6 protein-coding genes are annotated in these 14,299 nt (G+C 54.2%); all 6 read left to right on the top strand.

The annotated features are described in order from the left end of the window. Positions 1-4: 4 nt before the first annotated feature. On the top strand, positions 5-10,192 hold the full coding sequence (locus AFK62_RS22680) for a hemagglutinin repeat-containing protein (RefSeq protein WP_144420968.1): 10,188 nt from the start codon (positions 5-7) through the stop codon (positions 10,190-10,192). Positions 10,193-10,204: 12 nt separating this feature from the next. Further along, a complete protein-coding gene (locus AFK62_RS11045; protein ID WP_032967544.1) occupies positions 10,205-10,687 on the top strand; it encodes a hypothetical protein in 483 nt (160 codons plus the stop codon). A gap of 431 nt (positions 10,688-11,118) precedes the next feature. After that, a complete protein-coding gene (locus AFK62_RS11040) occupies positions 11,119-12,237 on the top strand; it encodes a VENN motif pre-toxin domain-containing protein (RefSeq protein WP_071884316.1) in 1,119 nt (372 codons plus the stop codon). Then, the gene (locus AFK62_RS11035; protein ID WP_032984954.1) at positions 12,224-12,466 is read left to right on the top strand and encodes a hypothetical protein; all 243 of its coding nucleotides are present in this window, start codon (positions 12,224-12,226) and stop codon (positions 12,464-12,466) included. The genes AFK62_RS11040 and AFK62_RS11035 overlap by 14 nt, the downstream gene beginning before the upstream one ends. A 446-nt stretch (positions 12,467-12,912) precedes the next feature. Further along, positions 12,913-13,419: a contact-dependent growth inhibition system immunity protein gene (locus AFK62_RS11030; protein ID WP_053531906.1), complete on the top strand. Its 507-nt coding sequence runs from the start codon at positions 12,913-12,915 to the stop codon at positions 13,417-13,419. Positions 13,420-13,995: 576 nt separating this feature from the next. Beyond that, positions 13,996-14,286 carry a barstar family protein gene (locus AFK62_RS21220; protein ID WP_032984488.1) on the top strand — a complete coding sequence of 97 codons (291 nt, stop codon included), beginning with the start codon at positions 13,996-13,998 and terminating at the stop codon, positions 14,284-14,286. The last annotated feature ends 13 nt before the right edge of the window (positions 14,287-14,299 follow it).

Genomic DNA, 14,299 nt, shown 5'->3' with positions numbered 1-14,299 from the left:
CACGATGAACAAGCTCTTATACCGTCTGATCTTCAACAAAGCCCGTGGCATGCTCATGGTGGTGGCGGAGATAGCTGGCTGCGGCCGCGCCAGCAGCGTACGCCAAAGCACCAGGCTTGCGACGGCACGGCTTGATATACGCGTTCACCCACTCTCTTTTGCGCTCTGGCTCGCGGCGGGCTGCGTCAGCCTGCCGGCGCAGGCGAATATCGTGGCGGACGGTCACGCACCGCGCAAGCAGCAGCCCACTGTAATATCAACGGCTAACGGGCTGCCGCAGGTCAATATCCAGAAACCGAGCGCGGCAGGCGTCTCCCGCAATAGCTATTCCCAGTTCGACGTTGACAGGCGCGGCGCGATACTTAACAACAGTCATAAAAACACCCGCACCCAGTTGGGGGGAATGGTGACGGCCAACCCGTGGTTGGGCAAACAGGAAGCGCGGGTGATCCTTAACGAGGTCAACAGCCGCAACCCCAGCCAGCTCAAAGGCTTTGTCGAGGTGGCTGGCAAGCGTGCTGAAGTGGTGATCGCCAACCCGGCGGGTATTACCTGTAATGGCTGCGGCTTTATTAACGCCAGTCGCAATACACTGACCACAGGCACGCCAGTGATGCAGAACGGCCAGTTGAAAGGTTTCGACGTCAACGGCGGGCGCATCAACATTGAAGGTAAAGGCCTGAACGATACCCAGGGAGACTACACGCAGCTGATCGCTCAGTCGGTGGCGATTAACGCCCAGGTACATGCGCAGCAGTTGAATGTGGTGGCAGGGCGAAATCAAGTCAGCGCGGCGGGCTCGGTCAACACGGTTAAAGCGCAGGCCGGGAGTAAACCCACCTTCGCTGTGGACGTCTCGACGCTGGGTGGCATGTATGCCAATAAAATCACGCTGGTCGGCACCGAAAAAGGGGTTGGCGTGCGTAACGCCGGCGAACTTGGCGCAAGTGCCGGAGAGCTGCGTCTGACGGCTGACGGCAGGCTTGAGAACAGTGGCACGCTGCAAAGTCGCGATGCGCTGCGCGTTGACAGCCAGGGGGGTATCGATAACCGAGGAAGACTGCGCTCTGATAAACAGATCGTTCTCGCTACGCAGGCCGATTTGAATAACAGCGGCAGCGTGATAGCCCATGACGATCTGACCGCGCGTGCCGGACGAATCAACAGCAGCGAGACCAGTACGCTGGCGGCGGGCATTGATGATAAAGGAACGGCCACGCGCCCTGGCAATCTGGTATTGAGCAGTAACGGCGAACTGGCGGCGCACGGGCAAAATGTCGCGACACAACGGCTGGAGGCGCACGGCAAACGCGTCGATTTCAGCGGGAGCCAGACGGTGGCTGACCAGGTGGCACTTACCGCCACAGCAGGTGAGGCTTCCACCGCAGACGCAACGGTGAAGGGCCGCCAGCTGACTATTACTGCTGCTGAGCGCATCACTAACGATCGTGGGCAGATAGCTGCGCAGACGCTGAGTCTTAATGCGCCCGTTCTGAGTAACCGCGGCGGGTTGCTGCGCCAGGAAAGCAGCGACGCGTTGACACTGAAGGCCAACAGCCTCGATAACGGCGGCGGCGCGATCATTACTGCAGGCGATCTTAATGTGAAGGCCCCGGAACTGAACAACCGTCAGGGGTTGATTGAGAGCACCGGCCACGCGCTGACGCTGACGACGGATCGTCTGGACAACCAGCAGGGTACTGTGCAACTCAGTGGCGCTGGGCCGATGACAGTCACGGCGCAACAGTTGCAGGGGACTCAGGGCGAATTGCTGTCCGCGGGCAAGCTCAACGTGCAGGGCCAGACGATAGACCTTGACGGCGCCACCACGCAGGCGCAGCAAATCTCGCTGAAGGCGCAAAGCCTGTCGCACCGTGACGGCATCATGCAGCAGCAGGGCAGCGATGCCATGACGCTGGATATTGCCAATGAGGTGAATAACCAACAGGGGCGGCTGGAAAGCAACGGCGATCTGCAACTGCACGCCGGTGCGCTGGACAATAGCAAAGGCACGCTGCTGGCGGCCGGCGCGGCCAGCCAGCAGCTAAAAATAGATGGCGCGCTCGATAACAGCGACGGCAAGATTCTCGCTGCACACAAGGTCTCGCTGGAGGCCGAAACGCTGCAAAGCCAGCGCGGTCATCTTGCCGCAGCCGGTGGCGAAATGACGCTACAGATAGCTCATGAGCTTGGCAATCAGGGCGGGCGCATCGAAGCGAAGGACAATCTGACCAGCCAGAGCGGCGCCTTCAACAACGATGGCGGTACGCTGCTTGGCGACGCGGTGACTATCGACACCCGGGAGCAGGCGCTCTCAAACGTGGGCGGTAAGCTCATCGCCGATGGCGCGCTTGATCTCAACAGCGGGCGTTTTGACAACACCGGCGGGCTGGCCCAGGCGGGCGATGCCCTGCGGGCAGACACCCACGGCCAGGCGTTGGTTAACGCAGCAACCACACAGGGCGGCCTGCTGAGCGGTGCGGATATGCATATCCTGGCAGGCGGCATTGACAACCGCGCTGGTGTAATGGCCGCCCAGGGGCAGGCTGCTATTCAGGGCGGCACGTTCGCGAATAACGGCGGTCGCGTTGTCGCGGATGGCGATGTAACGCTTGCCTCTCAGGCGCTTGATAATACGGGCGGCATGCTTCAGTCGGCGCATCGCCTTACCGTAGATACCCATCAACAGACGCTAAATAACAGCGATCGCGGGGCGTTGATCGCCACGGACGCGTTGACGCTTACCAGCGGCGATGTCAATAACCAGAATGGCGAGATTGCCACCGACGGCGACGCTACGCTCATTACCGGCACTATCGATAACCGTCAGGGGCGCATGACCGCGGGCGGTGCGGCTGTGCTGCACGGCGGCGATCTTAATAACCAGCACGGCCAGATAGAGGTCAGCGGGCCCGCGCAGCTTAACATCGGTAGCTTTGATAACAGTGCAGGTGCGTTGACCAGCGGCGATACGCTGACTCTCGGCAGTCGCAGACTTGATAACAGCGGCGGGCGGTTGCAGTCGAACAAAGACATGACGCTTGATACCACAGGCGAAGCCGTCATTAACCGTGACAGCGGCGCGCAGGGCGGCATTATCGCGCTGGGTAATTTGCAACTGCGCGGCGGCGACATTGACAACCAGAGCGGGTTTATTGCTGCCAGCGGCGTCGCCGAACTTATGAGCGGCACGGTCAAGAATGCGCAGGGGCAGATGGCGGGGAATGGCGGTCTGTTGCTGCACAGCCAGGCCGTCGATAACCACAGCGGCACGCTGCAGTCGGGCGGCGATCTGCTCATCGATACCGCCGGGCAGACGTTATCTAACCGTGACGGCAAGCTGGTGGGTACGGGCGCGACCCGCGTTGACAGTGGCTCGCTGGATAATCAGCACGGCCATATTCAGGGCGGAAGCGATCTTGTCCTGACTGCGGGCGTTGGCGGTGCCGCGCTGATGAACCAGGACGGCAAATTACTCTCTGCCGGGAGCATGACGCTGAGCGCCGATAGTCTGGACAACCAGGCAGGTCAGGTGCAGGCGATCGGCGACGGACGTATCGAGCTGGCACATCAATTCGATAACCGGGCAGGCCTGGTGCGCGGCGGCCAAACGCTTGATGTTAACGCCACAGAGATCCTCAACCGCGATACCGGCAAGGGGGAAAACGGCATTGAGGCCAATGCGCTGAGCCTGACGACGCAGCGTCTGGATAACGGCAACGGCGCGCTGCGCGCTACCCAGCATCTCATCGCCAGCATCAACGGTATGCTGGATAATCGCGGCGGCCTGACCAGCTCGGCCGGTGCGTTCGATCTGCACGACGCGGCGCAGGGCCAGAAACTCACGATCAATAACCAGGGCGGTACGCTGATTGCCGGCAGCGAGGGCAGCCTTCACGCTGCCTCGTTGAGTGGCGATGGCAAAGTCCTCTCGCAGGGCAGCCTGACTCTCACGCTGGGTAGCGGCTTTCATAACACGGAGGCCCTCGGGGCGAATGGCAATCTCACACTGGCCACCGCGGGCGACTTGCGTAACGACGGCAGCATTACGTCTGGCGGGGAGATGCATCTTCAGGCACAGAATATCAATAATACCGCGTCCGCAGAGATCAGCGGCCAGGCAGTGCATCTCAACGCCCGCAACGCGCTGGACAATGCCGGACTGATTGACGGCGCTCTGACGCATCTGGTCGCAGGTACGTTGAACAACATCGGTACCGGCCGTATTTATGGCGATCGTATTGCTATTCAAGCAGGCAGCCTTAACAACCTGAACCAGAATGGCAAAGCGGCGGTGATTGCGGCGCGCGACAGGCTGGACATTGGCGCGGGCACCATCGACAACCGCGATCATGCGCTTATCTATAGCGCGGGTGATATGCATATCGGCGGCACACTGGACAGCAATCTCCAGGCGACGGGCCGTGGCGGCGAGTTGAATAACTATGGTGCTACCCTTGAAGCGGGCCGTAATGCGCAGATTGACGTGGCTAAGATTGACAACGCCAACCGCAATCTGGTGACGAAAGTGGTCACGACGGAAAACGCTAAGCACCATGAGGCCGCGCTGTCGGGCCAGGCGACCCACTACGACTGGAGCAAAGTCGATACCAGCCGTAAAAACAAATACGGCGTACACACCGCCAGAATGCCTGACGGCAGCAGCGGTTCAAAATTTTACGAATACACCTTTACCCGTACCGTGAAGGAAACTCAGGTTAAACAGAGCGATCCGGGCAAAATACTCGCGGGCGGCAATATGCGCTTCAACGTCGATCGTCTGACCAACCACGACAGCCAGATTGTGGCGGGCGGCGCACTGGGCATTGATTCCGGTGTGCTGGCGAACGAAGCAACAAAAGGTCAGCGCGTCATAACCGATGTCGGCAGGCAAACACGCTGGTACGCCAAGAAGAAAAAGAAAAAAATGGGTGGCACCAAAACCTCGCAAGGGAAAAGCCGTAGCAACTATCGCCCTGCGCCCGTCACACAAACTATCGATCTGCAAACGCTGGTCTGGCAGGCCAACGGCAGCGCGCAGGGCAGCGGCTTTAAAACGCAGGGTCATCAGGATAAACGCGTTGCCGATACTGCCCGCGGCGCGGGCGAGGCGGGGGGGCTCATGGCCGCCGCGCCGGTGACGCTGAACGCGCTCAAGGCAAGCCCGCTCAACAGCCGGCCACTGGCGTTACCGCCCGGCCAGCAGTTTGCGCTGACGCTGCCGCCCACCACCGTCAGCGGACAGGCGATTACGCCTGTGATCCGCGTGGTGACGCCAGACATGAAGCTGCCTGATAACAGCCTGTTTCGCGTAAAACCCGAGAGCCAGAGCCATTACCTGGTGGAAACCGACCCGCGTTTTACTAACCAGAAACAGTGGCTTGGCAGCGACTACATGCAGGAGGCGCTCTCCGATAACCAGAACCTGGTGCATAAGCGTCTGGGCGATGGCTATTACGAACAGAATCTGGTGCGCGATCAGGTCACCCAGCTTACCGGCAACCGCTATCTGGGCAATTACAGCAGCGATGAGGATCAGTTCAAAGGGCTGATGAACAACGGCATCGCCTTCGGCAAGCAGTATCAGTTGCAGCCGGGCGTAGCGCTGTCGCCGGAACAGATGGCGCTGCTGACCTCCGATATTGTCTGGCTGGTGAATCAGCAGGTGACGTTGCCGGACGGCACGCAGCAGACGGTGCAGGTGCCGCAGGTCTACGCGCGCGTCAAAGAGGGCGATCTCACCGGCGATGGCGCGCTGATGGGCGGCCATGATGTGGCGATCGCGAGCCGTGGCGATGTTATCAACAGCGGCGCGATTCAGGGACGCGCGGTGACGCAGGTCACAGCACAGAACCTCAGCAACAGCGGGTTTATCAGCGGCAACCGCGTCGATCTTAACGCCCGTCAGAACATCGACAACATTGGCGGGCAAATCCGGGGCGGCGACCGGGTGGCGCTACTGGCGGGGCATGACATCACCAGCACCTCTACGGCGGGCGGCGACGACAGCGAACGCTGGATAGATCGCCCGGCAGGCATCTATGTGCAGAATAACCAGGGCGAGCTGCGCCTGAGCGCGCTGAATAACGTCGCGCTGATCGCATCAGACATCACCAATGCCGGCAAGGCCGGGAAAACGGCGATCGCCGCGGGCAACGATTTGCAACTGAGTACCCTGACCACGCGCCACCAGGAGCGGGGCGACTGGGGTAAAGGCAACAACCGCGCGGTCGATCAGCAAACGGATGTCGGCACTTCCATCACGACGCCTGGGGATCTGCAACTGACGGCCGGGCGGGATATCAATGCCGTCGCCGCCACGATAAAGGCCGACGGCGTCGCGCAGCTGAAAGCGGACCGGGATATCACTCTCACCGCCGGGCGCGCCTCGACGGATATTACGGAGCACAGCAAACAGTCAAGCAGCGGCTGGCTCTCTGCGGCAAGCCAGGAAACCCATGAGGAAGTCCATACCCGGAAGGCAGAGGGCACGACGCTGAACGCGGGTAAGGTGCAGATAAGCGCCGGGCGCGACGTCGCCGTCAGCGGCAGTAATGTCGTCGGCACCGGGGATGTCTCGGTGACGGCGAAGCGTGATGTCAGCCTGAGCACTGCCACCGAAACCGATTATCACTATAAAGAAGAGACCAAAAACAAGAGCGCTTCTCTGAGTAAAACCACCTTGCACAACATCTCTGAACAAAGCGCCACGCGGGAAGTCGGGGCGCTGTTGAGCGGTGATAACGTGACGGTGCAATCGGGCAATGATCTGCGGGTGAAAGGTTCATCCGTGGTGGGTGATGGCGATGTGGCGCTGAGTGCAGAGCATAACGTGGACATCACCGCCGCCACCAATACCGATTCGAACTGGCAGTTAAATGAGAAGAAAAAGAGCGGCCTGATGGGCTCCGGCGGTATCGGATTTACCATCGGCAGCAGCAAGACCAAACAGGATCTGAAAGAGAAGGGCACCAGCCAGAGCCAGAGTCAGAGCACTGTCGGCAGCAATGGCCGCGATGTGACCATCAGCGCAGGTCATCAACTGCACGTCGGCGGTTCGGATCTTATCGCTAAAAAAGATCTTTCGCTCTCGGGCGACAGCGTGGTGATTGATCCGGGCCATGATAAACGCACCTCTGATCAGAAATTCGAACAGAAGAGCAGCGGGTTAACCATTGCGCTTACCGGCGCTGTGGTCGATGCCGTCAGTAATGCAGTGACGGCGGCAAAGGACGCCTCAAAGCAAGGCGATTCTCGTCTTGCCGCGCTCCAGGCGACCAAATCGGTGCTTTCGGGCTATCAGGCGATGCAGGGCAAAGAGATGGCGGACACCACCGGCGAGCCCAATTCCGGTATCCGCATCAGCGCCTCGATTAATACGCAAAAATCGAAATCGGAGCAGCATCAGACGTCGGATCAGGTGAGTGGTTCGACGCTCAATGCGGGCGGTGATTTGTCGATTAACGCTACCGGTAAACATCACGGGGCTAACAGCGGCGATATTGTGGTTGCGGGCAGCAGCATGAAAGCGGGCGGCGATGCCAGCCTGAATGCGGCGCGGGATATTCTCCTGACCGGCGCGGCGAATACGCAGAAAACCACCGGCAGCAACAGCAGCAGCGGCGGCGGGGTCGGCGTCAGCTTTGGGGTTGGGCAGGGAAGCGCGGGCCTTAGCGTCTTTGCTAATGTCAACGCGGCAAGAGGCCATGAAAAAGGCGATGGCACCGACTGGACCGAAACCACGCTGGACAGCGGCGGTAAAGTGTCGCTGCGAAGCGGGCAGGATACGTCGCTGACGGGCGCGCAGGTGAGCGGTGCTCAGGTGACGGCGGACATTGGACGCAACCTGACGGTCACCAGCCTGCAGGACAGCAATCACTACGACTCGAAACAGAGCAGCGTGAGCGCAGGCGGCAGCTTCACTTTCGGTACCATGACAGGCTCTGGCTATGTTAACTTTAGCCAGGACAAAATGCACAGCACCTTCAACAGTGTGGCCGAGCAGAGCGGGATCTTCGCCGGTAAAGGTGGTTTTGACGTTACGGTTGGAAGCCATACCCAGCTTAATGGCGGGGCGATAGGCAGCACCGCCACGGCGGATAAAAACAGCCTGGATACCGGGACACTGGGCTACATTAATATTTCCAACAAAGCAGATTATAAGGTGTCGCACGCCGGTGGCGGCTTCAGCTCTTCCGGTAACCTGGGCGCGCAGGCTGCGATCAACGCAGCCAGTACGCTCATGTCGGCCGTGGGCAGTTCCGGCCATGCGCAGGGCACCACCCAGGCGGCGGTGTCAGAAGGCACCCTTACCGTTCGCGATACGGCGAACCAGCGACAGGATGTTAACGGACTGCAAAGGGATGTGACGCAGGCCAACGACGCCATCAGCCCGATCTTTAACAAAGAGAAAGAACAGACTCGCCTGCAGACCGTGCAGATGGTCAGCGATATCGGTAATCAGGTGGCCGATATTGTGCGCACGCAGAGCGATCTCGATGGCCTGAAGGCGGCGATAGCCCAGACGGGCACGTCACTTCAGGGGCTGCCGGAGAAAGAGCGCCTGGCAAAACTGGCGGTACTGCGCGATACGGCCGTCTACAAAAAAGTGACCGAAAACACCGGCACCGGCAGCGATGTGCAGCGAGCGATCACCGCCGCGACTGCGGCGGTCAGCGGGCTGGCAGGCGGAAACCTGAATGCCGCGTTAGCGGGCGCGGCCGCGCCGTATATCGCTAATGAGATCGGTAAATACATCACCGAGGAAAACACGGCGGCGGGGATAATGGCCCACGCGGTGGTCAACGCCGTGCTGGCGAAAGTGCAGGGGCAGGACGCCCTGGCCGGTGCCTCTGGCGCGGTCGTGGGTGAAGCGATGGGGTACCTGATTGCGCAGGAAGTGTACAAAAAAGACCCTTGGCAGCTGGATGAGACAGAGAAACAGACGGTTGCGGCGCTCTCCACGCTGGCCTCCGGCCTGGCAGGCGCACTGGCCGGCAACAGTACGGAAGCGGTAGCGACCGCCGCGAAGGCCGGGCAGACGACGGTTGAGAATAACTTCTTGGGTGAGAGCTCAAGGAAACAGAAGGATGAGTTAGTTCAGAAAGGGCTGACAGAGGGGCTGACCCTGGATGAAGAAAAGGAGCTCATCCGTCTTGATACAAATAATCAAATGAGTGATGAGTATCTTGATAAATACCGTCATGACCCCGGTTCATTAACCCCGGATGAAAGAGATAAACTGAACCTGGCGTTAACTGACTTTTATTACGAAAATTTAAAATATTATGACACCGATACCGTAAACAAACTGGTGGGCAGCCTGTTTGCTGAAGGGGCTACCTTCAGGGATTATGGTTTCCCGTACGCAGCAAGCAGTGAACTGAAGAACAAAATTACGGACATCAATAAGGCCGGACTGGGTTTCTGGGATGCCTTAACCTACACAAGAGATATTTCGCCACAGGAACGGTTGTATAAGGACGCAATAAGCGATCTGGGTGTGGTGAATGAGCACGCATACTGGGCCCGAGTTGGCGAGCCAGTATTAAACTTTTTACCAGGCGCGCCGGGGCTTCTGGTCAACGTAAAAGATGCCATTACAGGCGGCAGCCAGATGGGGCAGGCAACGGCCTCCTTCCTCAATGATGGCCCGAATGCGGATTCCGCAGGACGCTTCCTGGAAGGTTTCCTGAACGCAGCAGGCGCCGTGGCTGGTACACATTGGGGTTATAAGGGAGCGACTCAGCCAGGAAAACAAATAATAGGTGTACCTGTAACTCAGTCTAAAAATCCACTAAATCCAGTACAACAATATGATGCTCATGGAAATGAAATTGTTTATCGCACTATGTCGCAAAAACAATATGAGAAATTTTTAAATACAGGGGTAATGCCAGCCACAACCGAAACCTCAGTTTCTCCAGTATTAGGATATTCATCAAAATATGATGGAGTGACTGTAAAAATAGTTGTTAAGCCTGGCACATTCTCAGAGCTTGAAAAGGTAGGCATTGCAGCAAATTCTGCGGCAGCAAAAGAATTACCTAACATGTCGACTCAGACAGGAAAGTGGATGGAAACAAATACCCGATTTAAGGTTGAAGGTGGGCAGATGACAACTCAGCTTGGGCAAGGTAAAGGAATGGAAATTTTTAATAAAAATATTGTCCATTTTGAAAAGGTACAATAAAAGGAAAAAATTATGCTACTCAACTTAGAAAACACAAAAACACCCATGAAACTGGTATACCTTCTTTCTGAAGAGTTAAAAGCTGATCCTGAATATGTTTCCTTGACTCAAGCTTTAACATTGGATAAATCAAGGCCTTATGTTGGATTGAATGGAACCTATGGTCTTTTTGGATCACAAGAATGGTGGGATAGTATCAATCAAGGTAAAATGCCGTTGCTATCACTGTCTGGGGTAATAAAAAAAGCCTATGTAGCAGGGCAAGACCCTTCTGATTTTAATAATACTATCGATTTATTACTTGATGATGGAACCATCCAATCCGTTGGTATTTATACTAATCAAGATGAAGACTTAAGTTTTTTTAAAAGGGGACATAGGGCAAGTATTGTCTATGCTCTTGATGAGCTTAAACCAGAGGCAATGCTTAACTTTGGTCAAAAATATAATCAAATCGCTTTAGAAATGGCTGTTTCATTACAATCAGTTGAATAAAAAACTAATAATTCTTATGAAGTAACAAAAAAGATCCCAGACTTTTGAATCTGGGATCTTTTATTACTTTTTTAGACTGTAAATGATGCTGTGGGGGAGCCCCCATTTTTAACGGAGGTTATAAATTGTATTAGCTCACGCGGGGATTTTCCTGCCAGCCGTCAGGCTTACCCAAAATGCCCGTTCCCGCGCTGGTACACCGGCAGATCGCCGGTGTACCAGCGCGCCCGGAAACGCCCCGATCCACTGTTTCGTTTTCTTTTACTGACGAGAGGCAGGCTTAAGCCCTCGACCCAATTCTACCCTTAACGGGAATCCGGGAGGATGGCTGCTGGTGCAGCGCCCTGTGTGACAGGTCTGAGTAAAAGAAAAGCGTCGCCAACGGCAGTGAGCCTGCACGTATCGCTCTGCATACGCTCACTTCTGCCGTATTGGTAAAAGCCCAGGGAAGAAATGCCGCCGCAGGTGCAGCCGGAGGATTTGTTGCCGCGTCAGGTTCTGCTGCGCTGTCTCTGGCGTTTTATAATAAAAAGCCAGAAGAACTCTCTCCGGATGAAAAAACGGTCATTGTTAACCTCGTTGCAGCACTGCGCGCGGCGGTCGGTAGCATGGCCGCAGGGAACAGCACCGGTATCGGCAGTGGTGCAAACGCCGCCAGGGTGGAGGTTGAGAATAACTATCTTACTGCCAAACAAACAATGTCTTGGTTGGAGAAATATAGAGATGCAACTACGGACGAACAGCGTAAAAAGCTTATTGATTTAGCAAGTCAGATTGACGCTTCGCAACAGGAGAAAGCATTAAGCACCCAAATAACAAAGGATTACTTAGTAAAACAGCAAGATGATTTGATCAGGCTATTGCAATCTACCCAGTGTGATGTCGATTGTAGAAAAATGGCTCAGTATAGTATCAACCAGCTTAGCCCTATTATTGATAATTATGGTCAATTACAAGCGCATAACAATATACCAAAAGCCCTGGTCGCATCCGTTTCACTTTCAATTCCATTATTAAGCAGAGCAATAGCGCCGACAATAAGTGAATGGGTAGGAAGCCAGCAACTGGCAAAAAGATTGGGAGGTGCAGGCATTGGTGGCACCGCGAACACTATGTCGCAGTTGCAAACTATTATCAATAATCCAAAGGAAAAATTTAGTATTAGTAGTTTGTTTATAGCAACAGTATCGGCTGGACTTAGTACAGCAATGAAAATGCCGGGTACGGTTATGGTAAGCTCCGCAGGTGCAGGCATAAGTAGCGTTATCGACGGAAAAAAACCATTGCCGCCAATAGTGGGGGCTGCTAGCGGCGCACTCGTGGGTTATTATACCGCGGCGGGTTTTGAAAAGGTTGGTAATAGATACATTAATCCATTGCGGAATGGTTTTAAAGATATGCCAAACGGGAAGTTACCTTTTATAATAAACCCACCTGTAACTAGCTCTCTGCCATCAACAACTGGTGCAGCAACAGGTTCATATCTTTCCGAGAGATTTGGCAAGAGAATGGAAGACATTACTGCTGGGGAAATAAATGAAAAGAAATAACGGGGTGCTTTTACTATTAATAGCTATAATAGTATCAATAGTAATGTTCATTTTTCTAAACCTATTCTGCGCTTTTATGATTCGAGGATATGTGCTTATAAGGTATGATAAATGGCAGCCATATAAAATAACCGATTTTTGGGATGACTTAGGCTCAGGCATTGTGGTTGGTATCGTGTTCGGGATTGCCGTAAGTATTGGTGGCATGATTTTAAAGAAACTTAGATAATATTGTTCAATTGAGTTTTGTACAAAGAATTTATTGTAATATGTAGATACTCGCTGTAGTGAAAAAAGCTGCAATGAATGCAACGAGTGGCACTATGCTAAATTATGGTGCATCGTGGGTAGGTGGTAATTCATCCAGTTTTGTCATGCCGCTATGGCACCGAGACACTGCGGCATTGAACACAGGAATGGGCTGAGGACATTTGCAACCCCTAACATTGACCCTGAATGAAAAAAATATCTCATTCCCCGCGATTAGGTAAATCAATTAAATGATGAGCATGTTGATAAATACAACTCTAACTCCGGCTCATTAAAGATGTACTGAGTCGGGCGCTCAATGGCGGTTCCTGCCAATACGACAAAAGCCCAATGGGTGGAAATTAACCGGGCGGTCGAATAGGGTAAGAATCGGGGTATTAAGGTAACAGTGACGCAGGTGAAATAATGATTTTCAATAAGGATCAGGACTACTGGGCTGGTATTTTCTGTACTCCAGAATTTATCAGCATAGAAACATATTCGGGGCTGGGTATGGTTGCTGTGGATCCTCTTTTCCCCTCTCATCTCTTATCACCAGAGAGTGATGATGAGACTATTGGAAAAGCAATTTTACAGGCACTCTCTGACAGCCGGACATTAACCTCGCTTGACGAGCGGGTTGAACTTTTTGACCTTGAAAAAGGAAAGCAGCGTTATTCTGAATGGATTGCAATGCTAAGGGAGAAATATGGCTATAAGAGCAAAAAAGCCCTCTTTAAAGACATGAAACACTGCGGTATCCATTGTGTTAATGGTGTTATGAATATATCCCCATTCCGCCATGAAAAGCTGGAAGCCTGGGGAGACACTGGACGTGATGAGAGTGATGAAGTCATTTTATCCCTGGAAAATTCACCTGCTGAAATAGGCGCGGGGCTGAGACTTGCATTGAGCCGTTGTATCGATTTATAAATTTTACCCGGCCAGATACTTTGTGTTCGGGATCAGATTATCAGCCATTGTCCTTACGTGGGTGCTGGCAGTAACGCCGGGTGACAGAGAGCCAGCCAGCGTTATTGTGCGCTCGAAAAAGCTGCTGCCACAGCGTTATTTTGTTCTTGCTGAAATACGTGACGTTTCATTTCGCCGCACAGCATCGCGGTTTGCGGGTACTCGGGGTAGTTAATACGATGCAGCCGGACATCACTTTGAGTAAGGGTGGCTTTGAGGCCACAGGCGGTAGCCATATCTGACGCAATCGCTGAGGACTGGCAGCACCGCCACGGCGGATAAAAACCGCTTTGATAGCGGTATGCCGGGCTACAGTAATATTTCCAACAAAGCAGATTATAAGGTGTCGCACGCCGGTGGCGGCTTCAGCTCTTCCGGTAACCTGGGCGCGCAGGCTGCGATCAACGCAGCCAGTACGCTCATGTCGGCCGTGGGCAGTTCCGGCCATGCAAGGTTATTGTATTCAAACGATGGTTTACTTTATATCACAACAGATCACTATGAGACTGCAACTTCAATTGGTAGGTGGAAGTGAATATGAATGAAATAATTCTGGATGGAAAAAGAATACAGAATGAGTCAGATTTTCATAGTGTTATGTCTGAGTTGCTGGATTTTGGTCCTTATTATGGTCGAAATCTTGATGCTTTATGGGATCGTCTTAGCACTGATATTGAAAGACCAGTAAAGATAATTTGGTTACATTCTGAACTATCAAGAAAAAATCTTGGTGAATCCTTTGACAGGATTATCCAAATTTTTGAGAGGACCAGGCAGCAAGATATTACATTTAAATGGGATGAAAGATTTGATTATATTTTGAAATAATAAAGATTCCGGT

This window comes from Cronobacter condimenti 1330 (assembly GCF_001277255.1).
In the GTDB taxonomy this organism is placed as follows: domain Bacteria; phylum Pseudomonadota; class Gammaproteobacteria; order Enterobacterales; family Enterobacteriaceae; genus Cronobacter; species Cronobacter condimenti.
This window is presented reverse-complemented; position numbering and strand designations above follow the sequence as displayed.